The sequence below is a fragment of the Catellatospora paridis genome, assembly GCF_009720365.1.
Classification (GTDB): domain Bacteria; phylum Actinomycetota; class Actinomycetes; order Mycobacteriales; family Micromonosporaceae; genus Catellatospora; species Catellatospora paridis.
Window position 1 is genome coordinate 30,556 of record NZ_ML769322.1, and the last position, 22,288, is coordinate 52,843.

The 22,288-nt window shown below is 72.3% G+C and carries 23 protein-coding genes and 2 pseudogenes; 13 read left to right on the plus strand and 12 right to left on the minus strand.

Going from position 1 to position 22,288, the window contains the following annotated elements; genetic code table 11:
• Window positions 1–15: 15 nt before the first annotated feature.
• Window positions 16–477, minus strand: coding sequence for a hypothetical protein (locus tag F9C41_RS24985; RefSeq protein ID WP_230689992.1), 462 nt, complete (start codon window positions 475–477; stop codon window positions 16–18).
• The gene (locus F9C41_RS24990) at window positions 474–1,187 is read right to left on the minus strand and encodes a helix-turn-helix transcriptional regulator (protein ID WP_196279930.1); all 714 of its coding nucleotides are present in this window, start codon (window positions 1,185–1,187) and stop codon (window positions 474–476) included. The genes F9C41_RS24985 and F9C41_RS24990 overlap by 4 nt, the downstream gene beginning before the upstream one ends.
• Before the next feature lie 43 nt (window positions 1,188–1,230).
• Here F9C41_RS24990 and F9C41_RS24995 point away from each other — a divergent pair, with 43 nt between their 5' ends.
• The 3 genes from F9C41_RS24995 (at window position 1,231) to F9C41_RS25005 (ending at window position 3,516) form a co-directional block, all read left to right on the plus strand.
• Window positions 1,231–1,644 carry a group III truncated hemoglobin gene (locus F9C41_RS24995; RefSeq protein ID WP_230689993.1) on the plus strand — a complete coding sequence of 138 codons (414 nt, stop codon included), beginning with the start codon at window positions 1,231–1,233 and terminating at the stop codon, window positions 1,642–1,644.
• A 70-nt stretch (window positions 1,645–1,714) separates the two neighbouring features.
• Window positions 1,715–2,155 carry a hypothetical protein gene (locus tag F9C41_RS25000; RefSeq protein WP_155389287.1) on the plus strand — a complete coding sequence of 147 codons (441 nt, stop codon included), beginning with the start codon at window positions 1,715–1,717 and terminating at the stop codon, window positions 2,153–2,155.
• 185 nt (window positions 2,156–2,340) lie between these two features.
• Window positions 2,341–3,516 (plus strand): phosphotransferase, encoded by a 1,176-nt coding sequence (locus F9C41_RS25005; protein WP_155389288.1) that lies wholly within the window; start codon window positions 2,341–2,343, stop codon window positions 3,514–3,516.
• 65 nt (window positions 3,517–3,581) lie between these two features.
• On the opposite strand, the gene F9C41_RS25010 is transcribed toward F9C41_RS25005, so the two are convergent.
• Both F9C41_RS25010 and F9C41_RS25015 read right to left on the minus strand, forming a co-directional pair.
• A complete protein-coding gene (locus tag F9C41_RS25010; protein WP_155389289.1) occupies window positions 3,582–4,337 on the minus strand; it encodes an ABC transporter permease in 756 nt (251 codons plus the stop codon).
• Window positions 4,334–5,296, minus strand: coding sequence for an ATP-binding cassette domain-containing protein (locus F9C41_RS25015; protein ID WP_196279931.1), 963 nt, complete (start codon window positions 5,294–5,296; stop codon window positions 4,334–4,336). The genes F9C41_RS25010 and F9C41_RS25015 overlap by 4 nt, the downstream gene beginning before the upstream one ends.
• Before the next feature lie 186 nt (window positions 5,297–5,482).
• Here F9C41_RS25015 and F9C41_RS25020 point away from each other — a divergent pair, with 186 nt between their 5' ends.
• From F9C41_RS25020 to F9C41_RS25035, 4 genes are read left to right on the plus strand one after another with little or no spacing between them, the layout of a single operon-like run.
• On the plus strand, window positions 5,483–6,415 hold the full coding sequence (locus F9C41_RS25020; RefSeq protein WP_155389290.1) for an ABC transporter ATP-binding protein: 933 nt from the start codon (window positions 5,483–5,485) through the stop codon (window positions 6,413–6,415).
• On the plus strand, window positions 6,408–7,259 hold the full coding sequence (locus F9C41_RS25025) for an ABC transporter permease (RefSeq protein WP_155389291.1): 852 nt from the start codon (window positions 6,408–6,410) through the stop codon (window positions 7,257–7,259). Before F9C41_RS25020 ends, F9C41_RS25025 begins: the two co-directional genes overlap by 8 nt.
• A 55-nt stretch (window positions 7,260–7,314) precedes the next feature.
• The gene (locus tag F9C41_RS25030; protein ID WP_196279932.1) at window positions 7,315–8,226 is read left to right on the plus strand and encodes an ABC transporter ATP-binding protein; all 912 of its coding nucleotides are present in this window, start codon (window positions 7,315–7,317) and stop codon (window positions 8,224–8,226) included.
• A gap of 11 nt (window positions 8,227–8,237) precedes the next feature.
• Window positions 8,238–8,951, plus strand: a complete 714-nt coding sequence (locus F9C41_RS25035; RefSeq protein WP_155389293.1) for an ABC transporter permease — start codon at window positions 8,238–8,240, stop codon at window positions 8,949–8,951.
• 76 nt (window positions 8,952–9,027) lie between these two features.
• Here F9C41_RS25035 and F9C41_RS25040 read toward each other — a convergent pair whose 3' ends face one another.
• Window positions 9,028–9,435, minus strand: a complete 408-nt coding sequence (locus tag F9C41_RS25040) for a VOC family protein (protein WP_155389294.1) — start codon at window positions 9,433–9,435, stop codon at window positions 9,028–9,030.
• A gap of 169 nt (window positions 9,436–9,604) precedes the next feature.
• Between F9C41_RS25040 and F9C41_RS25045 the strand changes: the two are divergent.
• Window positions 9,605–11,127: pseudogene (locus tag F9C41_RS25045) on the plus strand (alkaline phosphatase D family protein).
• A gap of 9 nt (window positions 11,128–11,136) precedes the next feature.
• On the opposite strand, the gene F9C41_RS25050 reads toward F9C41_RS25045, so the two are convergent.
• Window positions 11,137–12,345 carry an RNA-guided endonuclease InsQ/TnpB family protein gene (locus tag F9C41_RS25050; protein ID WP_155389295.1) on the minus strand — a complete coding sequence of 403 codons (1,209 nt, stop codon included), beginning with the start codon at window positions 12,343–12,345 and terminating at the stop codon, window positions 11,137–11,139.
• 13 nt (window positions 12,346–12,358) lie between these two features.
• On the opposite strand from F9C41_RS25050, the pseudogene tnpA reads away from it, so the two are divergent.
• Window positions 12,359–12,592 (plus strand): annotated as a pseudogene (gene tnpA, locus F9C41_RS25055) (IS200/IS605 family transposase); the annotation flags it as partial.
• 106 nt (window positions 12,593–12,698) lie between these two features.
• On the plus strand, window positions 12,699–14,036 hold the full coding sequence (locus F9C41_RS25060; protein ID WP_155389297.1) for a hypothetical protein: 1,338 nt from the start codon (window positions 12,699–12,701) through the stop codon (window positions 14,034–14,036).
• A gap of 31 nt (window positions 14,037–14,067) precedes the next feature.
• Here F9C41_RS25060 and F9C41_RS25065 read toward each other — a convergent pair whose 3' ends face one another.
• Window positions 14,068–14,607: a hypothetical protein gene (locus F9C41_RS25065; protein ID WP_155389298.1), complete on the minus strand. Its 540-nt coding sequence runs from the start codon at window positions 14,605–14,607 to the stop codon at window positions 14,068–14,070.
• 115 nt (window positions 14,608–14,722) lie between these two features.
• Here F9C41_RS25065 and F9C41_RS25070 point away from each other — a divergent pair, with 115 nt between their 5' ends.
• Genes F9C41_RS25070 through F9C41_RS25080 form a run of 3 tightly spaced genes read left to right on the plus strand, consistent with a single transcriptional unit; the run spans window position 14,723 to window position 17,087 of the window.
• Window positions 14,723–15,541, plus strand: a complete 819-nt coding sequence (locus F9C41_RS25070) for an HAD family hydrolase (RefSeq protein ID WP_196279934.1) — start codon at window positions 14,723–14,725, stop codon at window positions 15,539–15,541.
• Window positions 15,542–15,580: 39 nt separating this feature from the next.
• Complete coding sequence (locus F9C41_RS25075) at window positions 15,581–15,901, plus strand: hypothetical protein (protein WP_155389299.1); 321 nt, start codon at window positions 15,581–15,583, stop codon at window positions 15,899–15,901.
• A gap of 7 nt (window positions 15,902–15,908) precedes the next feature.
• Complete coding sequence (locus tag F9C41_RS25080) at window positions 15,909–17,087, plus strand: DUF6745 domain-containing protein (protein WP_230689994.1); 1,179 nt, start codon at window positions 15,909–15,911, stop codon at window positions 17,085–17,087.
• Here the strand turns inward: F9C41_RS25080 and F9C41_RS25085 are convergent.
• From F9C41_RS25085 to F9C41_RS25105, 5 genes are read right to left on the minus strand one after another with little or no spacing between them, the layout of a single operon-like run.
• A complete protein-coding gene (locus F9C41_RS25085) occupies window positions 17,050–17,964 on the minus strand; it encodes an STM4011 family radical SAM protein (RefSeq protein ID WP_155389300.1) in 915 nt (304 codons plus the stop codon). The genes F9C41_RS25080 and F9C41_RS25085 overlap by 38 nt on opposite strands.
• Window positions 17,961–19,352 (minus strand): STM4012 family radical SAM protein, encoded by a 1,392-nt coding sequence (locus F9C41_RS25090; protein WP_230689995.1) that lies wholly within the window; start codon window positions 19,350–19,352, stop codon window positions 17,961–17,963. The genes F9C41_RS25085 and F9C41_RS25090 overlap by 4 nt, the downstream gene beginning before the upstream one ends.
• On the minus strand, window positions 19,349–20,164 hold the full coding sequence (locus F9C41_RS25095) for an STM4013/SEN3800 family hydrolase (protein ID WP_230689996.1): 816 nt from the start codon (window positions 20,162–20,164) through the stop codon (window positions 19,349–19,351). The genes F9C41_RS25090 and F9C41_RS25095 overlap by 4 nt, the downstream gene beginning before the upstream one ends.
• Window positions 20,161–21,237: an STM4014 family protein gene (locus tag F9C41_RS25100; RefSeq protein WP_155389302.1), complete on the minus strand. Its 1,077-nt coding sequence runs from the start codon at window positions 21,235–21,237 to the stop codon at window positions 20,161–20,163. Before F9C41_RS25100 ends, F9C41_RS25095 begins: the two co-directional genes overlap by 4 nt.
• Window positions 21,238–22,161, minus strand: a complete 924-nt coding sequence (locus tag F9C41_RS25105; protein ID WP_155389303.1) for an STM4015 family protein — start codon at window positions 22,159–22,161, stop codon at window positions 21,238–21,240.
• Between the last annotated feature and the right edge of the window lie 127 nt (window positions 22,162–22,288).

Sequence of the window (22,288 nt, forward strand, 5' to 3'; positions counted from 1 at the left end):
CCAAGCACCACCGACTCATTCGGCGATGCTTCGACCTGCCGTCGGCATGATCCGCAGGAGAATCCCGACGCCCAGCACCGGCAGCGCGATCAGCTTGATCCCCTCCAGTGCGATGTAGACCAGGTCCAGCATCGACTCCGGCGGTTGGCCGCCGTCGATGATCAGCTGGGCGCGCTGATCGAGCAGCGGGCGCAGCACCAGCGCCTGCGTGACCAGCAGCGCCCATAGTCCACCGGTGACGGCCCACCGCCAACGTCCGATCGCGACCCCCAGCAGCGCCACGGTGAGCACGACGAGCAGCACGAACTCGGCGATGTTGAGCGCCTGGAAGACCAGCCGGCCGATGCCCAGTCCGAGCGCGGTCGTGACGCCGGGAACGCGGAACTTCAGCGGCGCCTCCAGCAATGAGATGGCGGCGACCATCCCGAACCACACGAACGGCACCGCCACCTGCGCGACGGCACGGACCCTGCTCACCGCGACTCCCTGTGCCTGATCTCGGCGGCGCACACGCCCGGCCGCACGAACGGATACAGCTCCGCGTCGAACGCCTGCGGCGCCAGCCCGTCGACGGTGCCGCGCAGCAGCCCCAGGTGCACGCCGCACACCACGTCGGGGTGCCGCCGTGCCACGTCGAGGAACGGACAGGCATGCAGCTCGATCCGGGCGGCCTCGTCGTGCGGCGTGCGCACGGGATCGAAGCCGAGTTCGGCGAACAAGGCGGTGGCCCGTACCGCGGCTTCGTCGAGCGTGGCCGTCGCGCCCGTGGTGGCCGGGTCCACCGCGCGGGTCGGCGCGGCCGCCGTGTCTGCGGGTCCCGCGCCGGCGGGGGCCGCGCGGTGCAGCCAGCGGCGGCCGGCACGCTGGGCCAGCGCGGAGCCGTCGCGGTCGTCGAGCTGACCGGCGAGCATCTCCGCCAGCAGCGCGTAGCCGCCTGCCCCGGCGGCGGGCGTCACACCGGCGTACACCGCCTGCGGGCGGCCGGGACCGCCGCGCGGCACGCTGGCCTGCACCACATAACCGGCCTCGATCAGGACTTTCAGGTGGAAACGCACCGTATTCGGGTGCAACCCGGTGGCCTGCGCCAGCGCGACCGCGTCCTGCGGCGCGTCAGCCTGGCGCAGCATGTCCAGCACGCGCCGGCGGCTGGCCACCGCGAGTGCGCCGTAGGTCATATCGTCACCCACGATCCGAATATATACGATGGCCATAGTAAAAAAGGAGGAGCCCGTGCGCACCGACATCACCGACCGCGCCGACGTCACCGGCGTCGTGACCGACTTCTACACCCGGGTGTACGCCGACGACCTGCTCGGCCCGATCTTCATCGACATCGCCCGGATGGACCTCCCTGCGCACCTGCCGATCATGTCCGACTTCTGGGAGACGGTGCTGCTGCGGACCGGCAGCTACCGTCGCAACGCCCTGCAGGTGCACTTCGACCTCAACCGGCTGGTGCGGCTGGAGCAGGTCCACTTCGACCGCTGGCTGCTGCTGTGGCGGGCGACCGTCGACGACCGTCACGCGGGCCCTGTCGCCGAGCTGGCGAAGACGCAGGCCGGCCGGATCGCCGGGGCGATCGGGCGACGCCTGGCCGGGGCGACCGGCAGCGAGCACGTCACCATCGCGACCGTCAGACCGTGACCTGCGTTCGCGGCACCGAACTCCCATACTGGACGGAGTCGGCAGGAGCGCAGTGAGGGGAACCCGGCCCATGTCAGGCTCGAAGACGATCACCGTAGGCCTGCTCGCGCTGGCCCTGGCGGCCGGCACGACCGCGTGCTCACCGGCGACAAGCCCACCGGAGCCGACCGCGTACCAGGTGTCGGTGGATCTGTTCTCCGGCCGGGAGAACCCCGAAACCTCGCTGAGCTCCCCCGTCGCCGAGCGGATCCACCGGGACCTGGACAGCCGGGCCGCCGAGTTCCAGGACGTGCCCGAGCCGGCCGCCCCGCTCGGCTTCCGCGGATTCGTCGTCACGCCGGGTAGCGGTCCCGGTCCCCACCCCGTGCTCCGCGTCACCCAGGACACGGTGTACGCGGTCCGCGACGGCGCCTACCGGAAACTCGCCGACCCGACCGGTACGTACTACCGCGCCATCCTGGACGACGTGCGGCCCCGGCTGCCCCGGGACGTCGTCGAGGTGCTGCCGTGACCGCACCGACGCCGTCGTTTCACTTGACAATGCCGCGGTGGGTTCGGCTAGCCTCGATCCAGCGCGTTCGGGTACGCGCCGAGACTCGCCGGAAGGCTCGAAGCCACCCCGCCTGACATCAGGTTGGGCGACGCTTGCCGACGCTCTCATCCGCCTGTGCGAGTCCGGGCGTGGAGGGTGCTCAGATGAAGACTCTGCCCGACAACCCCGACCTCGACCACCTGCGCCGGCAGGCCAAAGACCTGCTCGCCGGGCTGCGCGACGGCAATCCGCGGGCGGCGCTGGCCGACGCGCAGGCATCCCTGGCCGAGCAGTACGGGTTCCGCACCTGGGCCGAGCTCAAGGCCGAGGTCGACCACCGGCGCGGACAGGCCGACGTCGCCGATCCCGCGCTGGCCAGGCAGCTCGCGGCCCGGTTCGGGCTGGGCGAGGTGACCAGTCCGATGCGCTCGGTGTCGCGTCCCGACGAGATGGGCCGCCGCTGGACGCTGGAGACCGATCGCGGCAGGTGGGCTCCGCGCACCGTCGACGACGTGTTCCCGGTGACCGACGGCGAGCAGAACACCCGGTTCCAGGAGGCCGCGGCACGGGCGGGCGTGACGTTGCCCGCCCCGGTCCGCAGCGTCTCCGGTGCCGCGGTCGAGCTGGTGGAGGGCAGCCTGTGGCGCGTCTACGAGTGGCGGCACTCGGGGCCGCCGCTGGCCGCGCCGGTCAGTGCGTCGATCACCCGGGTGGTCGGCGACACGCTCGCCGTGATCCACGGCCTGCGCTTCCCGGCGAGCGGCGTCTGCCCGTGGAGTTCGGTGCGGCTGTGGACCGCGAGCTGGGCGGACCTCGCCGATGTCGTCGCCGCGAAGGGCGTCGACTGGGCTCCGGCGCTGGCCGCGGCGGTGCCCGTGCTGTCCGGGTTGGCGGCCGTCGGGCAGGGCGCGACGGTGCCGGAGCCGGTGCAGTGCCACAACAACGTCAGCCCCGGCAACGTACGGCTCGGCACGGGCGGGAGCCTCATCCTCACCGGGTGGGAACACGCGGCTGGGCTGCCACCGGCCTGGGAGCTGTCCGCGGCGCTGGCCTCCTGGGCGGTCGACCCCAACGGCGGTGTCAACGCCGCCGGGGCCCGTGCCCTGCTGGCCGGGTATCGCGCCCGGGCCGGTGCGCTGCCGCCGTTGAGCCTCGACACGTTCCGCGGCGCGGCGACGGGCCTGCTGAACTACGTCGCCGGGCAGGTCGACGTGGCCCTGACCGCCCACGGTGAGCAGGACGTCCGGTACGCGGACCGCAACATGCGGCACCTGCTGACCCACCTGCCGTCCCGGACGACGTACGAGCGGGTCCTCGACGCCGCGCTGGCCACGGCCTGACGTACGCGGCTGTTGGGAAGGGCACCTTCTACATCGGAAACCGATAGGAAGGTGCCCTTCCTTCGTCAGGAGCCGAGACGGCGGTGGCGGTGGACGGAGAGGGGAAGGAAGATCGCGGTGAGCAGGAGTGGCCAGAGCGCGGCCAGCAGCATGGCGTGGTCGGGGATCAGGCCGGGGTTGCCGAACAGGTCGCGGGACGCGGCGGCGGTGGCCGACAGCGGGTTCCACTGGGCGATCGTGCCCAGCCACGACGGCATGGTCGCCGGGTCGACGAAGACGCCGGACAGGAAACCCACCGGCCAGACCAGGATCTGCACCATGGTCACCGACTCGGGTCCCTTCACGACCAGGCCGAGGAAGATGCCTACCCACAGCAGCGCGAAGCGCAGCAGCAGGAGCAGCCCGAACGCGGCGAGCGCCCGGCCCAGGCCCTCCTGCCAGCGCCAGCCCAGCGCCGCGGCCGCGCCGACCAGCACGACCAGGCCGACCGCCGAGTTCATCAGGTCGGCGAGGCAGCGCCCGAGCACGACCGACGCCGAGTGGATCGGCAGCGACCGGAAGCGGTCGGTGACCCCCTTGGCGGCGTCCGTGGACACCGCGGTCATGGTCGCCTCCACACCGAAGAACATGGTGAGGGCGAACATGCCCGGCATCAGGTAGTCGAAGTAGTCCTCACCGATCGCCCCGCCGAACAGCCCGCCGAACATCAGCGCGATCATCACGGTGAACAGCCAGTTGACGATCACCCCGGCGGGCTGCTGCCGCCAGTGCGTCAGCTCCCGGCGCGCGAGCACCCACGTCTCCCCCAGCACGGCCGTCACGCCGCCACCTCCTGCTTGTCGCCCTGCTTGCGGTGAAGGTCGAGGAACACCTCGTCGAGCGTGGGCCGGCGCAGGTTGACCTCGACCGGTTCCACTCCGTCGGCGGCCAGCGCCGTGCTGATGGCGATCAGCGCCCTGGTGCGCTGCCGCACCGGCACGCTGATCCGGTGCTCCTCGGTGCGCGGCTCGCCGTCGGCGTGCGCCGCCACCGTGGGCAGTGCCTGCCTTGCCTGGTCCGCGTCGGCGAACGCCAGGTCGATCCAGTCGCCGCCGATGGTGGCCTTGAGCTCGTCGGGGGTGCCCTCGCTGACCACCCGGCCGTGCCACAGCATGGCGATCCGGTGCGCCAGCTGGTCGGCCTCCTCCAGGTACTGCGTGGTCAGCAGGATGGTGGTGCCGCCCGCGACCAGCTCGCGCAGCGCTGACCAGACCTCCTGGCGGCCCTGCGGATCCAGGCCGGTGGTCGGCTCGTCCACGAACAGCACCTCGGGCGAGACGATCAGGCTGGCCGCGAGGTCGAGCCGGCGGCGCATGCCGCCGGAGTACTTCGCGACCGGCTTGCCGCCTGCTTCGGCCAGGCCGAACCGCTCCAGCAGCTCGTCGGCGCGGCTGACGGCGCGGGCCTGGCCGAGGTGGTTGAGGCGGCCGAACAGGACCAGGTTCTGCCGGCCGCTGAGGATCTCGTCGACCGCGGCGTACTGCCCGACCAGTCCGATGCGCTGCCGCACCCGGGCCGCCTCGGTGCTCACGTCGTGCCCGGCCACCACCGCGCGCCCCGCGTCGAGGCGCATCAGCGTGGCCAGGATGCGCACGGCGGTGGTCTTGCCGGCCCCGTTCGGGCCGAGCAGGCCGTACACCATGCCCCCGGGCACTTCGAGATCGAATCCGTTGAGTGCCGGGGTCTGCGCTCCTCGATAGGTCTTGCGGATCCCGTCCGCCGATATCGCCGGCTCTGCCATGTGCAGGCTCCTCCCGCTCGTTCGGCGTACACCGTACCGTACGGCGTACGCGATTGTCGACAAGCGGGGTCCCGCCGGGCCCAGGCGACGCGACCAGCCGCGACCGCCGCCTGAGGTGAGCCTCAGGGTCGAGACCAGGGTTGACACCTGATCTGCCGGTGGTGGCACGGGGTCTAGGTTGACGGCGTGGCCCTCATCGCGACCCAGTCGCTGACCAAGACATATCCGGGCGGGGTGACCGCCCTGTCCGACCTGACCCTGTCCGTCGAGCCGGGCATCATCGGCCTGGTCGGCGCCAACGGCGCCGGCAAGTCCACGATGATAAAAACCCTGCTCGGGCTGCTGACGCCGACCAGCGGCCGGGCGGAGGTGCTCGGCCTCGACCCGACCACCGCCGGCGGGCAGGTGCGCGCCCGCGTCGGCTACATGCCCGAGCACGACTGCCTGCCGCCGGACATGATCGCCGCGGAGTTCGTCACGCACATGGGCCGGATGACCGGCCTGCCGCGCACCGTCGCCCGCGAGCGCGCCTCCGAGGCGCTGCGCCACGTCGGACTGTACGAGGAGCGCTACCGCCAGATCGGCGGCTACTCCACCGGCATGAAGCAGCGCGTGAAGCTGGCCCAGGCGCTGGTGCACGACCCGGACCTGCTGCTGCTCGACGAGCCCACCAACGGCCTGGACCCGGCCGGGCGCGACGCGATGCTGACGCTGATCCACCGCATCGGCACCGAGTTCGGCATCTCCGTGGTGGTCTGCTCGCACCTGCTCGGCGAGATCGAGCGGATCTGCGACTCGCTGATCGCCATCGAGGGCGGCCGGCTGCTGCGCGCCGACCGGATCGACGCGATGACCACCGGCACCGACGTGCTGGCCATCGAGGTCGCCGAGGGGACCGCGGAGCTGTCGGCGGCGCTGGCGCAGCGGGGGCTGACCGCCACTGCGGAGGGCCGCATGCTGCTCGTGCCGCTGACCGAGGAAGCCACCTACGACCTGGTCCTGCGTACCGTCGCGGAACTGGACCTGCCGCTGCACCGCCTCGACCAGCGCCGCCACCGGGTGGCCGAGCTGTTCTCCACCGCCACCCCGACCCCGTCCCTGGAGGTGAGCCATGTCTGACCAGAGCGTCATCCACGACATCGGCTACCAGCGCTACACCGGCACCCGACTGGGCCGCGGTTACGCCGCCCGCTCGCTGTTCGAGCACGGCCTGCGCATCTCGTTCGGGCTCGGCCGCAGCGCCAAGGCCAAGATCTTCCCGTGGATCGTGATCGGCATGGTCTCCGCGCTGGCCGTCATTGTGGTCGCGATCAAGGCGCAGACCGGGGAGATGGTGCTGAGCTACCAGGATCTGCCCGCGACGATCAGCGTGGTGGCGATGGTGTTCCTCGCCGTCGTCGCGCCGGAACTCGTCTCCCGGGACCTGCGCAACCAGACCCTGCCGCTGTACTTCTCGCGCCCGATCCGGCGCTCGGACTACGCGCTGGCCAAGCTCGCCGCGCTGATCGTGGCGGTGTGGCTGCTGCTGGCCGGGCCGCAGACGCTGATCTTCCTGGGCTCGGCGTTCACCGCGGCGGACGCGTCCGGCGTCGGCGCCGAGGCCCGCGGGCTGCTCGGCGGCTGGCTCATCTCCGCGGTGTACGCGATGGTCTTCGCCAGCCTCGCGGTGCTGATCGCCTCGATCGCCAGCCGGCGCGCGTTCGCCGCGGGTGCGATCGTGGTCGTCTTCATGGTCACCTCGCCGGTCGTCGGCCTGCTGATCGCGCTGGGCGAGGGCCGGGCGATGTCCCAGATCGCGCCGATGTTCAGCCCGTTCCTGCTGCCCGAGGGCGTCCGCCAGTGGCTGTTCGGCACCTCGTTCGACGTGGGGCCGTACGGGCCGGTGTACGGCCTGGTGACGTTGCTGCTCGTGGCCGGCTGCACCTCGCTGCTCGTGCTGCGCTACCGGAAGGTTTCCCTGTGAGCGCGAGGAGCGCAACGAAGTGGAGCACCGCAAGCCGCGAACGAAAGGCAGCCCTGTGAGCGACCTCGACCTGCGCGGGGTGTCCCGCTGGTACGGCAACGTCGTCGCCGTCAACGACGTGACGATGACCCTCGGGCCGGGCGTGACCGGCCTGCTCGGCCCGAACGGCGCCGGCAAGACCACCCTGCTGCACATGATGGCGGGCTTCCTCGCCCCGTCGCGCGGCGAGGTGCTGATCGACGGCGACGCCACCTGGCGCAACCCGGCGATCTACCGCAAGCTCGGCCTGGTCAACGAGCGCGAGGCGGTGTACGGCTTCCTGTCCGGCAAGGAGTTCGTCCGGGCCAGCGCCAAGCTGCACGGGCTGCCCGACGCCGACGCGGCGACCCGGCGCGCGATCGAGCTGGTCGAGATGGCCGACGCGCAGGACCGCCGGATGGACACGTACTCCAAGGGCATGCGCCAGCGGATGCGGGTGGCCGCGGCGCTGGTGCACGACCCGGCGGTGCTGCTGCTCGACGAGCCGTTCAACGGCATGGACCCGCGCCAGCGCATGCACATGATGGACCTGCTGCACCGGCTCGGCGCGCAGGGCCGCACGGTGCTGTTCAGCTCGCACATCCTGGAGGAGGTCGAGCAGGTCTCCGGCACCGTGCAGGTGATCGTCGCGGGCCGACTGGCCGCATCCGGCGACTACCGGACCATCCGCCGCCTGATGACGCACCGCCCGCACGTGTTCGCGATCCGCTCCAGCGACGACCGGCGGCTCGCCGTCGCGCTGATGGCCTCGGACTCGGTGGCCGGCGTGACGCTGGGCAAGGACGGCCTGACCGTGCACGCCGGCGACTACGGCACGTTCACCAGGGCGCTGCCGCGCATCGCCCTGGACGAGGGTGTGCGGGTGCGCCAGCTCATCCCCTCGGACGAGTCGCTGGAAAGCGTCTTCTCCTACCTGGTCTCGGCATAGGGAGCACCGCGATGAACATGACCATTGCCTGGATCACCACCCGGGGCCTGCTCGGCCGCCGCCGGTCCTGGCTGCTGCTCCCCATGCCGATCATCCTGATCGGCGTCACCGCGGTCGGGCTCGGCTTCGACGCCCCGGCCGCAGATCTCATCGACGGTGTCCTGATCGGCCTCGGGGTCGCCGTGATCCTGCCGCTGGTGTCACTGATCGTCGGCACCGGCGTGCTCGGCTCGGAGATCGACGACGGCACCGTGGTGCACATCCTCACCAAGCCCATCCCGCGCAGCCGGATCATCCTGGCCAAGCTGGTGGTGGCCGCGACGGTGAGCGCGGTGACGATCGCGGTGCCGATGTTCGTCGCGGCCACCATGATCGGCGGCGCCGAGCTCGGGCTCGGATTCGCGCTGGCCTGCGTGGCCGGTGCGATCGCGTACAGCGCGCTGTTCCTGGCGCTGAGCGTGGTGACCCGGCGGCCGGTGCTGGTCGGCCTGCTCTACGTGGTGATCTGGGAGGGCCTGCTGAGCAACCTGGTGGCGGGCACCCGCACCGTGTCGGTGCAGCATTTCGTCATCAAGTTCGCCGCCGAGCTGTCCGGGTCGCAGCTGTTCACGACCACGGTCTCGACGGCCGTCGCGGCCGTCATGACGGTCGTCTTCACGGTGCTGGGCACCTGGCTGGCCACGCAGCGGCTGCGCTCGTTCTCGGTCGCGGGCGAGACCAGCTGACCTGCACACGACGCAGGCCGACCCGGCGAGCCCGCCTGGTCGGCCTGCGTCGTTGCGGGGCGCCGCGGAAGGGGGTTCAGGAACCCGCGATGTTGACCATCCAGTTGATGCCGAAGCGGTCCTTCAGGGCGCCGAACTCGTCGCCCCACATCTGCTTCTCCAGCGGCACGCCCACGGTGCCGCCCGCGGCCAGCTTCTCCCAGTAGCCGCGCAGCCTGTCGCCGTCGTCGCCGCTGAGGCTGACCGTGATGTTGTCGCCGGGGTGGTAGGCCATGCCGGGCGGGGTGTCCGAGGCCATCAGCGTGTAGCCGGCGTCGGACTCCAGCATCGCGTGCATGATCTGGTCGGCGTATGGCGCGTCCTTGTCGCCGAACTCGCCGAACGTGCTCATCGTCAGGTTGCCGCCGAGAATGCCCTGGTAGAACTCCATCGCCTCACGGGCGTTGCCGTTGAAGCTGATGTACGGGTTGAGTCGGGAAGCCATTTGAATCCTCCTTGATCGTCATGGTTCGCCCGGGTCGCGCCGGTCCACGCTGCATCCTCGCAGAACGGTCGGACATGACGACATGACACGACGGAGTGACGGCCGCCCGTAATCCGCCATTCAACGGCACAACGGATCACGTTCATCATCGTCCGTGAATGTCCGGCGCATGAGATCACTCCATCGCCGTACGTTCGTCCTCGGCGGACTCGCGATAGCGGGAACCGCCCTGAGCGGCGTGAGCGCCTTCGCCGCCGCCCCGTACCCGTTCAAGCTCGGCGTGGCCTCGGGCGACCCCGAGTCCGACAGCGTCGTGCTGTGGACCCGCCTGGCCCCGACCCCGCTCAACGCCGACGGGCAGGGCGGCATGGCCAACGCCGACGTCGTCGTCGACTGGCAGGTCTCCACCAGCAGCTCGTTCAGCACGCTGGTCGCCTCCGGCCAGGTCACCGCCCGCTACGCCGACGCGCACTCGGTGCACGTGATCGCGGGCGGGCTGGCCGCCGACGCGGACTACTACTACCGCTTCCGGGCGCAGGGCCACATCTCGCCGGTCGGGCGCACCCGCACCGCCCCGGCGCCGACCACGTTCGGCCGCGACCTGGTGATGGCGTTCGCGTCCTGCTCGAACTGGCAGGCCGGCTACTTCACCGCCTACCGCCGCCTGGCCGAGGACAACCCCGGCCTGGTGCTGCACCTGGGCGACTACATCTACGAGGGCGGCGCGACGGCCGGCTCGGTGCGCGAGCACGTGGGCGCCGAGATCGTCTCGCTGGCCGACTACCGCCGCCGGTACGCCCTGTACAAGTCCGATCCCGACCTGCAGGCCGCGCACGCCGCCGCACCTGGCTGGTGGTGCCCGACGACCACGAGGTCGAGAACAACTACGCCACCAACGTGCGCGCCGACAGCTCCCCCGCGCTGACCGCCGCCCAGTGGACCGCGCGCCGCACCGCCGCGTACAAGGCCTACTACGAGAACCTGCCGCTGCGCCCGGCCTCCCTGCCCAACGGCAACAGCATCCCGCTGTACCGGCGCATCCGCTGGGGCCGACTGGCCACCTTCCACATGCTCGACACCCGCCAGTTCCGTGACGACCAGGCCTGCGGCGACGGCTGGAAGGTGTGCGCCGACGCCGACCTGCCCGCCCGCAGCCTCACCGGCCCGGCGCAGGAGGCGTGGCTGCTCGACGGCCTCGCCCAGCACTACGGCACCTGGGACATCCTCGGCCAGCAGGTGTTCTTCGCCCGCCAGTTCGACGCGGCCGGGGCCGCCAGCATGGACTCCTGGGACGGCTACCGGGGTTCGCGCGCCCGCATCCAGCAGGGCTGGCGCGACCGCGCCGTGCGCAACCCGCTGGTGCTCACCGGTGACGTGCACAAGTCCTGGGCCAACGAGCTCAAGGCCGACTACGCCAACCCGAACTCGGCGACCATCGGCACCGAGCTGGTCTGCACCTCGATCAGCTCCGGCGGTGACGGCAGCACCACCACGACCGTCCCGAACGCCGCCACCAACCCGCACCTGAAGTTCTACTCCGACCGGCGCGGCTACGTGCGCACCACCATCAGCCAGGCCCAGGTGCGGGCCGACTTCCGCGCGGTCGGCGCGGTCACCGAGCACGGGGCCGCGGTGTCCACGCTGCGCTCGTATGTCATCCAGGACGGCCTGCCCGGCCTCCAGCAGGTCTAGGAGATCCACTTAACGGCTCCCCACGGATGAATCCGGGGGATTCCCAGCTCGGACCGCATCCGATCCACCGTCCCGGAAGGAGGCGATCGCATGTCTGATGTCGTCGGCACTGGCACGGTTGCGCTCAGCCGTGGCGAGGATCGTCCTCGCGGCGTTGAGATCGCGGTCGGCGATATACCCGCAGGCCGCGCACTCGAAGATGCGGACACCCAAGCCGAGGCGGAGCTTGGCTCTCGCGCCGCACTCGGAACAGGTCATCGTGGTGTACGCGGGCGGCACCAGCACCACCTTCCGGCCCGCCCGCGTACCACGGTCGATCAGTTCTCGTTTGCACGCGCCGATCGCGGCATCGGCGGCCTTACGGGCCATCCGGGTCTTGGCCAGGAACTTCGGCTTGAAGTCCTCGACGGCGATCAGGGCGTGGCGGTCGGTGACACTCTTGGCCCAGACACGGGCGTCGTGGGTGTTCTGCCGGGCAGCTTTCTTCTCGATCCGGGCGGCCAGCCGCTTGGCCCTCAGGTAGCCCTTCGACGGGACCTGCCCCTTCGCCCGGCGACGGCGAGCCATCTTGCGCTGAGCCTTGCCACGTTCGGCGGCGCAGCGCTTGCGGTGCCCGAGGTACGGCAGGTCAAAGGCGGGGTCGGTGGTCACGGCGGTGGTCTTCACGCCCCAGTCCACGCCGATGGCAGGCAGGTCCGCTTCGGTGGCGTCGGCACGGCCGCGGCGGACCACGAACGAGGCGTACCAGTGCCCGAGGTTGTCCCGGTAGACGCGGACGCTGGTCGGCTCGGACGGCAGATCCCTGGACCAGACGACCGGAACGGTGACCCTGCCGGGAAGGCACAGGACCCCGGCCTTGATCCGAAAGCCCCGGGTGGTGTACTCCAGGCTCGCCCGCGCGTCCTTGAGACGCTTGACCTTCGGCCGACCCCGTCCCTTGACCTTGAACGAGTGGTCCAGAGCGATGGCATAGGTACGCAGGCTCTGCTGCTGGGCGACCTGGGAACCGGCCCGCAGCCAGGCGTTACGACCCCGGGCCTCGGTCAGCAACTTCGACAGTCTGACGAACGTCGGCTTGCGGCCGGTCCTCTGCTGGTGGACCGCTTCGTTCCACAGCCACCGGCAGCGGCCCCACTCGTCGAGCAGTGCCGCCTCTGCCGTGCGGCCGGGCCGCAAACGGTAGGTGTAGCGCACCGTCTCGAACACGTCGATCACCATATATGCCAAAGCTGTGGAGACCCAGCCCGACCACGTGCACCTGCTGGTCACCTGCAACCTCAGGTACGGCATCCACCGGCTGGTCGAGCAGATCAAGAGCCGATTGTCGCGCCTGCTGCGCACCGATTTCCCGCACCCCAAGTCCCGAATGCCGACCCTGTGGACCAACTCGTGCTTCGTCGCCACCGTCGGCGGCGCAACACAGGAGATCGTAAACAGGTATGCCGAGCACCAGCGCGACGCCTAACCCGACGCCCATCCGCCCTGACGGCGGATCGGCTATCCCTGACCTGCTCCGCAGGTGTTCCACCTCATCCCCCGGCCAAAGCCGGGGGTTTCACGGAAGGCTCTTGATGAAGTCCCTCACCACCCTGGCCCTGTCCGCGACTGCGGCACTGGCCGCCGTCGCCGCCGCCACCCCGGCGGCAGCCGCCGCGCCCCCCGGCAGGGTCGCCGCGCCCTCGGCCGTGCCCGCCTCCGCTGTGCGCGCCGCGGCCGCGTTGACGCCCACCTCGGTCACCTGGACCACCGCCAACAGCACCGCCACCGGTGACCAGGACGTCTCGGCCGTGGCCGCGAACCGCTCCGGCCACGTCGCCGTGGTCTGGGAGGACGACCGCGACAGCACCGGCCCGGAGGACGCGGCCCACTCCGAGATCTTCCTGCGCCTGTTCCGCGACGGCGTCGCCGTGTACGAGCTGAAGCTCTCCGCGGGCGGCACGGCCGGCACCGCCTGGCGGCACCTGTCGCCCGACGTCGGCCTCGACGACAAGGGCAACGCCGTGGTGGTCTGGGCCGACGACCCGGACGGCAACGGCTTCTACAACATCCCCTACCGGGTGGTCTCCCCGACCGGCACGGTGCTGGGCTCCGGCAACGCCAACGCCTCCGCCACCGGCCAGCAGATCCAGCCCGCGGTCGCGGTCGACCCCGACGGCACGCCGGGCAGCCCCAGCGCGGTGGCGTTCACCGTGGTCTGGGAGGACATCCAGGACCCGAACCCGGCCACGGTCAAGGCCGCGGGGTTCACCAACGTCACCACCAAGGCGTACGAGGTGACCGCGAGCCAGACCACCGGCGCACACCACCGGCCCGACGTCGCGGTGTCCGCCGCCGGCGACGCGACCATCGTGTGGAACGAGGACGGCGACGGCAACGGCTTCGACAACATCGGCCTGGTGCGGCTGGCCAAGGCCAACGGCGCGGTGACCCTGTCCCGGCGCACCGCCAACGCCACCGCCGACGGCCAGCAGCGCAACGCGTCCGTGGCGGCCAACATGACGGGCGAGTTCACCGTCGCCTGGGAGTCCGACCACACCGCGGCCCCGACGGTCTGGACCCGCTCGTTCACGTCGGCCGGCGCACCGCGCCACGCCGACGTCGAGGTGTCCCCGCAACCGGGCGCGACCGCGCCCACCACCGGCATCGACGACCAGGCCAACGTGGTCGTCGGCTGGTCGATCCCCGCCAACGGCCTCGACGTCTGGGCCCGCGGCTTCAACCCCGACGGCACCACCGCCGGTCGCCTGCCCGCCCAGTTCTACACCGACGTCACCGCCGGCCGCCAGGAACAACCCGCCGTGGCCGTCTCGCCCTGGGGCGAGATCGCCCTCACCTTCACCGACGACAACGACGGCAACCAGTTCGACCAGATCCGCCTCGGCCTGGGCGCCGCCAACTCCGACTGGTGACCCTGCCCCACCCACCCGGGTGATCATGAACCTATGGCACGGCTCGACGGCGTGTCGGCGGCACAACCTCATGGTCATCCGGGCGGTCGGGCCGGGCCCCGCGCAGCACCAGCACCGCGGGGATCACCGCCAGGACCGCGGCCTGGGTCCAGAACAGGGCGTCGAGCAGCAGCTTCAACGGATCGAGGTGCAGCGGCAGGCGCTCGGGGGCGGCGGCGATCTCCTCGATCTCGTCCAGGGTCGCGGCGTCGGCCCCGCTGTCCAGCCACCCCCAGGGGTAACCGAGCCCGCGGTGGTAGCCGAACATGCAGCAGATGTCCTCGCGTACCACCAGCAGACTCGCCAGCAGACCGGCCACTGCCAGCACCGCCACCGCGGCCCACACGATCGGGCCGGGGCGCAGGTCGGCCAGCCCGAGCCAGGCCAGCACCGCGCCGGCGCAGCCGAGCACCATCCCGAAGATCGTGTAATAGGCGACCCCTACGCTCGTGACCAGGGCGAGCAGTCCGATCGCCGCACTGGCCACACCGGCGCACAGGAACACGACCATGCGCAGCCCGGACATCGACATGCCCCGAGTCTCCCACGAACGGCCACGCGCGCCAGGCCCTGGACGGACCGCGCTGCTGTCGGATCCGGACCCGTCCGTCGGCGGCGGGCACGAGGGTGGGCGGTAGCCTCTTGCGGTGATCCGCGTCGTCGCCGTCGACCTTGACGGCACCCTGCTCCGCTCGGACGGCACCGTCTCGGCCCGCACGTCGGCCGCCCTGCGCCGGGCCACCGCGGCCGGTGCGCGGGTCGTCATCTGCACCGCGCGGCCGCCGCGGGAGGTCCACGAGCTCGCGGTGGCAGCGGGCATCACGGGAGTCGCGGTGTGCTCCAACGGGGCGGTCACGTACGACCTGGCCACCGGCGAGATCAGCATCGTCGGCCCGCTGCCGCTGGAGGTGGCCGAACGCGTCGCGGCCGTGCTCGCCCCGGCGCTGGACGGCGTGGGGTTCGCGGTGGAGACCGGGCACCGCGCGCTGATCGGCCCCGGCTTCGACCACGTCAGCTCGCGCAACATCGTCCGGGTGACGGTAGCGAGCCTGGCCGCGCTGTGGGCCGAGGCGGAGAGCTGCGTGAAGCTGCTGGTCTGGTCACCCGCCCCGGTCACCGACGAGCTGATGGCCCGGCTGCAGGCGCTCGTGCCGGACGTGACGGTCACCTACTCCGGCGGCCGGGGCATGCTGGAGATCAGCGCCGCGGCGGTGTCCAAGGCGGACACGCTGGCCCGGCTGTGCGCGAGCTGGGGCGTGGCCGCCGAGCAGGTGATCGCGTTCGGGGACATGCCCAACGACGTACCGGTGCTGCGCTGGGCGGGCACCGGTGTCGCCGTCGCCAACGCCCACCCGCAGGCCCTCGCCGGGGCCGACCGGGTCACCGCCGGCAACGACGACGACGGCGTGGCCGTGGTGCTGGAGGAGCTGTTCGGCGCCGAAGGCGGTGTCGTACCCGCCCGCTAGCGTCGCCCGCGACACGACGGTCGGCTGTGGAGTGTGGCGATGTTTCGGCAGGGTGATGTGCTGGTGGTCCCGATCGCGCGGGAGGAGTTGCCGCCGGATCTGATGCCCGCGCCGCGGGACCGGCGCAACCGGATGGTGCTGGCGCTGGGCGAGGCGACCGGGCACGCGCACGTGGTGACCGGCGAGCGCGTGGCGATGCTGTGCCCGCCCGACGACCCGGGCCGGCTGTTCCTGCTGATCGAGGGCTACGGCCGCCTCGTGCACGAGGAGCACGGGCCGATCTCGCTGACCGCCGGGGCCTACCGGGTGGTCCGCCAGCGCGAGTACTTCCCCGGCGCGATCCGCCCGGTCGCGGACTGAGCGCGGCATGGACGGGAGCACGGAGATGACGGCGACCACGCAGGCCCCGGCCGCGAGCGGCGACCAGCGGCCGAACCGGCGCGAGGCCCGCAGGAACGAGGACATGGCCCTGGCCGCGCGGGCCGAGCGCTGGATGGCGACCGGCCTGAGCACCGAACCAGCCGACCGCGCGGGCGCCGAGGCGGGCGTGCGGATCGCGTACGCCCTGGCGGGACTGCCCGCGCCGCAGCGGATGCTGTGGCTGGGCTCGCCCGCGGCGGGCGCGACGGCCGTGGCGATGCTGCGCACGGGCCTCGCGGACGATCCGGAGGTCCGCGAGGCACTGGCCGCGCAGGGCGTGCGGCCCGGCGACCTTCAGCTCGGCCGCAGCGTGCGCCCGCAGGTGCGCACCAGGCCCTGGGCACAGGCGCGGGCCGCGCTGGCCGAGCAGCGCGGCGCGGTCGGCTTCGCCCGGCACTGGGCCGCCACCGCCCGGCGGCCCTGGCAGCAACTCGTGGACCAGCTCGCGACGCCGCTGCGCACCAGGCTGACGGAGCAGTTCCGCACCGGCAGCGGCGAGTTCGCCCAGGCGCAGCAGGACGCGCTGCTCGACGTGGTCTACGGCCAGCACGATGCGGCGTGGCTGGGCGCGTTCGACAGCCACCCTGACGTGGACGGCCTGGCCAGGGTGGCGGGCAGCGCGGGCTGGTGGTGGGCGTTCGAGCACGTCGCGATCCTGACCGAGCGCCCGCGCGCGGTGCACCGGGACAACCTGGGCCGGCTGCACCATGGCGACGGCCCGGCGCTGTCCTACCCGGACGGGTTCGGCCTGCACGCGTGGAGCGGCATGCCGATGCCCGCGGAGATCGCCGCCGAGCTGCCGACGCTGACCGTCGAGCGGATCCGCCGTGAGTCCAACGCCGAGATGCGCCGGGTGATGCTGGAGCACTTCGGATTCGACCGCTACCTGCGCGAGTCCGGGGCGGTCGAGACGCAGTCCGACACCTTCGGCAAGCTGTGGCGGGTCGAGCTGCCCGGCGACGAGCCGCTGGTGATGGTGGAGGTGGTCAACGCCACCGCCGAACCCGACGGCAGCTTCCGGACCTACTTCCTGCGCGTGCCGCCGGACACGCAGACCGCCCGGCAGGGCGTGGCCTGGTCGTTCGGGCTCACCTCGCGGGAGTACCGGCCGGAGCAGCAGACCTGAGCACAGACGGCGGCACGCCCCAGGTCGGCGGGGGCCCGGCGGGGATGCGTTCGGGCACCCCGCCGGCGAAGACCTGGTGCAGGCCGAGGCGCTTGAGGTGCACGTACCCGATGTGGCAGTCGCAGGTTGGCTTGCCGCACGGGCGTGGCCGCAGCGCGGTGCGGTAGCTGCCGTCGTAGAGGTTGCCCAGCGGCTCGGGCAGGAAGTGGCAGCGCCGCACCGTGCCGTCGCCGAGCACCGACAGCGACGTCTCGCCCGCGCCGCACTCGTGCCCGGCGGAGACGTGCGGGCGCACGCTGTAGCCGAACAGCGGGTCGATCGCCGTCCACGCCGCCTCGGCGGGCGCGTCGTAGGAGTGCCCGTCGGCGGCGTTGATCCACAGATACGTCGCCTCCGGCAGCTCGGCCCGCAGCGCGACCGCCTCGGCGTGGTGCTCCGGCAATCCCACCATGCCGACCGAGTGCCGGATCCCGTGCCCGCGCAGCGTGGCGCAGGCGGCGAGGAAACGTTCGCGGCTGACCTGGCCCGGATGGTAGGTGGCCCACAACGCGAGCCGGGCCGGGTCGGCGTCGGCCAGCCAGCCCAGCCGTCCGGCCAGGTTGGTCTGGATGGCGACCTTGGCGACATGCGGCAGGTGCGACAACCGCACCAGCGCGTCGCGATACCAGGATCGGGTCAGGCCCTCTCCCCACGGCGTGAACAGCACCGACAGCGTGTCGCCGGCGGGGTTGGCGGTCACCCAGTCGGTGAACCGGGCCAGGGCGGCCCGGTCGGCGGTCAGCTGCGCCCGGCTGTCGCGCCGCTTCGCGAACGGGCAGTACGGGCAGTCGTAGTTGCAGCTGGCGAGCGGGCCGCGATACAGCAGCAGCAGGTTCACCGCAGCACCGCCCGCGCCATCGCCGCCCGCACCGGCCCCGACACCAGCCACGGCCCGATCGCGTCGCCGTGCGCCAGGCCCTCTTCGGTCAGCGCCAGCCGGTCGCCGTCACCGACCGCCCAGCCGCGCACGGCCAGCTCGGCCAGGTGTGGAAAGTCTTCGTCCACCGTGGACGCGAACCGCTTCGTGTAGCCGGGCAGGTCGACGCCCTCGGCCCGCAGCAGCGACTTAACCAGCCAGCGCAGCCGCTGCTCGCCCCCGTCCAGCGCGAACCCGAACTCGGCGTACGCGAAGTCGGCCGCGGGCCGGGACAGGTAGTCGTCGATGATGGCGCGCACCTCGCGCACGCTGACCGCGTAGTCGAACGAGTAGTGCAGGTCGGCGGTGTAGGACCGGGCCCCGCAGCCGACGCCGACCATGCCGTCGTCCTGGCAGCAGTAGTCGGCGCCGTCGGGGTCGGGCACGTCGGCGCGGCGGAACTGGCGCATGGACAGCTGCCGGTAACCGGCCTCGCGCAGCAGGTCGCGGCCGTGCCGGTAGAGGTCGAGGCGCTGGGCGTCCCAGGGCGCGTCGCGATCCGGCACGGGAGCCAGCTCTGGCGGCAGGTCGTGATCCCGCACGGCGGCGGCCGGGCCGAACGGCGGCAGCACGCCCTCCCGGCGGCCCAGGCCGGTCAGCGGGCGCACGTACAGCGGGTAGAGGTAGATCTCCTCGGGTTGCCAGGTCAGCGCCTCGCGCAGCGAGTAGGTCCAGGTGTCGCGGGTCTGGCCCGGGATGCCGTAGATCAGGTCGACGTTGAGTAGCGGGAACGCCGCGTCGCGCAGCTCGGTCAGGGCCCGGTCGACCTCGGCGCGGCGCTGCGGCCGCCCGGCTGCGTGGGCCTCGGCGTCGAGGAAGCTCTGCACGCCCATGCTGACCCGGTGGGTGCCGTGCGCGGCGAGCACCGCCAGCCGGTCCGGGGTCGCCGTGGCGGGCGAGGTCTCCACGGACAGCTGCGCCGCGGCCGGGTCCAGGCCGAGCACACCGGTGGTGATCGCGAACAGCTCGGCCAGCTCGTCGGCGGTCAGGTGGGTGGGGGTGCCGCCGCCGATCGCGGCGCGCGCGTAGCGGGCCGGGCCGAGCGCCGCCGAGACCTGCTCGGCCTGCACCCGCAGCTGCCGCAGGTACGCGCCGACCTGCTCGGCGGGCGGCTGGGCGCGGGTGAACAGGTTGCAGAAACCGCACCGCATCTCGCAGAACGGGATGTGCAGGTACAGGAACAGGGCGTCGCGCGGCTGCCCGGCCCACACGTCGCGCAGCGCCGGACGCGGGCGCAGCGGCTGGTATGCCGTCTTGTGCGGGTACGCGTACAGGTAACCCTGGTACGGCGAACCGTCCAGCACCGTCACCACTCCCCGGGCGACAGCGTGAACTCGGCGTACGGCACCGTCCACACCACGTCGTGCCCGACCCGGTGCCCCTGGTGCCCGTCCTCGCCGTACGCGGTGCCGTGGTCGGCGCAGAGCACGACGAAGCACGGCCGCCGACGCCAGGTGAGCAGCGTGAACAGGCGCGGCAGCAGGGTGTCGACATACCGCAGCGCGGCCGCGTGGCTGTCCGGGCCGTCCTGCGCCGCGCCGGGCAGGTAGTGCCGGTTGGGCTGGTGCAGGGCCGAGATGTTGAGGAACGTGAACAGCGGCCGGGCCGCGGGTGCGGCGACCACGCTCACTTCGAGCTGGTCGAGCTGGTGTCCCAGCGAGTCCGGTTCGGTCACCCCGAACTCGGGCCGCCAGTGGTCCTCGGCGAACAGGTCCGGCAGCACGCTGCCCAGCGGCGAGAGCCGGTTGAAGAAGCCGACGCCGCCCAGGCACAGCGTGTGGTAGCCGGCTCGGGCCAGCCCGGTGACCAGGTCGGGCGCGTCGAAGACCCAGGTGCCTTCGGCGGTGGTCTCGCTGCCGGGAAAGCGCGCCGCGAACAGCCGCTCATGCGGTCCCGGCGTCACCGGCGTCGGCAGGAACCCCGCGAAGAACGCGTGGTGCGCCGCGTACGTGAAGCTCGCCGGGGTGTGCCGTGCCTCCCACTGCCCGCCGGGCAGCACCCGCGCCGCGTTCGGCGTGCGCCCGGCCGCCGCCTCCGCCGCGGCGACGTCGTATCGCAACGTGTCGACCGTGACCAGCGCGATGTCATACGTCCCGACCATGGACGCCATGTCGACGCTCACGCCGGGGCTCCGGTGCGTTCGCAGGCGAGCAGGGCCGCGACCTCGGCGTCGTAGGTGTCACGGCCGTCGACGTGCAGGCCCGGGAGCAGGTCGCCGAAGGCGTTGACCTCGGCGACGGCGTGCGAGCGCCAGCCCGCCGCGAACATCAGGTCGACACCGGTGTGCAGGCTGCCGGGGAAGCAGGCGGCCACGGCTCGGCAGGTCGCCAGGCCTTCGGCGTAGTGCCGTCCGGCGGCGGCCCGCAGCGCGCGCAGGTCGCCGCGTACGCCGCCCAGGTGCAGGTTCGTCATCGGCGAGCGGCTGCCGCGCACCACCACATGCGACGGCTCGCCTGCCACGGTCACCACGCGCAGATCCACGACACGACCGTCCAGACCGGCCTTGGGCAGCCAGCGCTGCACCTGCAGCCCGTCCGGAGCCAACTGGTCCACGATCGCGGCGACATCGCGCTCGTCGCGGTAGTGCCGCACCCGCAGCGAGTTGAACAGCCGTTCGCCGGACAGCTCGACCGAGGTGGTGGCCAGGATCCGGCCGCCGCTGCCGAGCTGCAGCGCGATCACCCCGGACGCCGACGAGCCGTGGCACGGCTTGACGAACACCCGCCGCCAGCCCGCCTCGTCCAGCCACGACCGCAGCTGCGCCCAGTCCGCCGGGGCACCGGGCAGCGCCGCCGGAACGGGGATCCCGGCCGCGAGCAGCCGGGCGTGGCAGGCCGCCTTGTCGAACATCACCAGGATCTCGGCCGGGTCGGCGAGCAGGTGCGCGCCCTGGTCACGGGCGGCGGCGGCGATCCGGTCCAGGGCTGCGGCGAAGCCCGCGTACCAGGCCCGCCCGCCGACGATCTCGCCCGGCTCGGCCGCCACGGCGGCACCGCGCAGCAACCGGTCCACCTCGGCGTCCTCGCCCGGGGACTCGACGCGCACGGCGGTGCCGGGGCGCAACCGCAGCGGGACGCCGGACAGCACGTCCCGCCAGGACACGATCTCGGGTTCGGCCAGCCCGGCGCGCACCGCCGCCGCCGCGAACAGGGTGACGCGGCGGCTGCCGGGATTGCCGACGACGGTGACGTGCATCTACTCGGACACCGCGATGTAGCGGTCGGCCCAGTCGCGCTCGTCGGCCCCGGAGACGTCCAGCTCCACACCGGCCGCGCCGAGTTCGGCGGTGAGCCGCTCCAGCACCGCCGCGCCGATGAAGTGGTGGTGCAGGTCCAGTTTGCGCAGGTGGGTGAGCGGCTGGCCGGCCAGCAGCGCGGCCGCGCCCTCGTCGCTGAGCATGCCCAGGGACAGGTCCAGCTCCCGCAGCCGGGCCACGACCGGCGCGCCCGCCAGCGCCACCGCGACCAGGTCGGCGATCTCGGCGTCGCGCAGGCCCAGCGAGGTCAGCGCGGGCAGCCGGGTGCCCGCCAGGATCGGGGCGAGGTCGTCGACGTCGGCGTCGCCGCCGTAGTTCTCGGTGCCGAGCCACAGCTCCAGGTGGGTCAGCGCGGGCAGGTCGCACTCGGCGACGGCGCGCACCACGTCGGCGGGCAGGCCGCCGGACTCGATGGTCAGCTCGCGCAGCGACGTGTGCCGCACCGGTTTGAGGCTCAGATCCGTCGCGCCGCGCACGGTCAGCACCTCCAGCCGCGGCAGCGCCTCCAGCAGCGGGGTGACGTCGGTGTGCTGGATCCAGGAGATCTCGCACTCGTCGAACGTCATCTCACCCAGGAACAGCGCCGTCAGGCCGGTGAACCGCGGCAGCACCTCGGCGATGCGGCCGATCGGCGGGGCGCTCTCGTAGGCGCTGCCCCAGTTGCCGATGATCAGCGCGCCGACCCGGTCCACCCAGTCCTCGGCGGCCAGCGCGTCCAGCCGCGCCAGGAACTCGTCGCCGCCCTCGTAGTCCGGGTCCTCCAGCCGCCACGCGGTGCCGGCGCGGGAAGCCTCGCCCAGGTCGGCGGGGTATTCCGCGACAGGTCGGCCGGCGAACGTCGTGATGTGGGAGCCGATCGTCATGCGCTGCCTCCGCCGGGCCGCATCGGGTCTGGGACGAGGGAGATTAACACCCGCCACCGACGCTCCCGCCAAGCGCTCGACTGTCATTCATTGCATTAGATAGTTAAGTTTACTAAACTCCATCCGC

Excerpts from the sequence above, each read along its gene's own strand:
- F9C41_RS25000 (WP_155389287.1), top strand. The coding sequence starts at position 1,715 with ATGTCAGGCTCGAAGACGATCACCGTAGGCCTGCTCGCGCTGGCCCTG.
- F9C41_RS25005 (WP_155389288.1), top strand. The coding sequence starts at position 2,341 with ATGAAGACTCTGCCCGACAACCCCGACCTCGACCACCTGCGCCGGCAG.
- F9C41_RS25015 (WP_196279931.1), bottom strand. The coding sequence starts at position 5,296 with ATGGCAGAGCCGGCGATATCGGCGGACGGGATCCGCAAGACCTATCGA.
- F9C41_RS25025 (WP_155389291.1), top strand. The coding sequence starts at position 6,408 with ATGTCTGACCAGAGCGTCATCCACGACATCGGCTACCAGCGCTACACC.
- F9C41_RS25035 (WP_155389293.1), top strand. The coding sequence starts at position 8,238 with ATGAACATGACCATTGCCTGGATCACCACCCGGGGCCTGCTCGGCCGC.
- F9C41_RS25040 (WP_155389294.1), bottom strand. The coding sequence starts at position 9,435 with ATGGCTTCCCGACTCAACCCGTACATCAGCTTCAACGGCAACGCCCGT.
- F9C41_RS25050 (WP_155389295.1), bottom strand. The coding sequence starts at position 12,345 with ATGGTGATCGACGTGTTCGAGACGGTGCGCTACACCTACCGTTTGCGG.
- F9C41_RS25060 (WP_155389297.1), top strand. The coding sequence starts at position 12,699 with ATGAAGTCCCTCACCACCCTGGCCCTGTCCGCGACTGCGGCACTGGCC.
- F9C41_RS25065 (WP_155389298.1), bottom strand. The coding sequence starts at position 14,607 with ATGTCGATGTCCGGGCTGCGCATGGTCGTGTTCCTGTGCGCCGGTGTG.
- F9C41_RS25075 (WP_155389299.1), top strand. The coding sequence starts at position 15,581 with ATGTTTCGGCAGGGTGATGTGCTGGTGGTCCCGATCGCGCGGGAGGAG.
- F9C41_RS25080 (WP_230689994.1), top strand. The coding sequence starts at position 15,909 with ATGGACGGGAGCACGGAGATGACGGCGACCACGCAGGCCCCGGCCGCG.
- F9C41_RS25100 (WP_155389302.1), bottom strand. The coding sequence starts at position 21,237 with ATGCACGTCACCGTCGTCGGCAATCCCGGCAGCCGCCGCGTCACCCTG.
- F9C41_RS25105 (WP_155389303.1), bottom strand. The coding sequence starts at position 22,161 with ATGACGATCGGCTCCCACATCACGACGTTCGCCGGCCGACCTGTCGCG.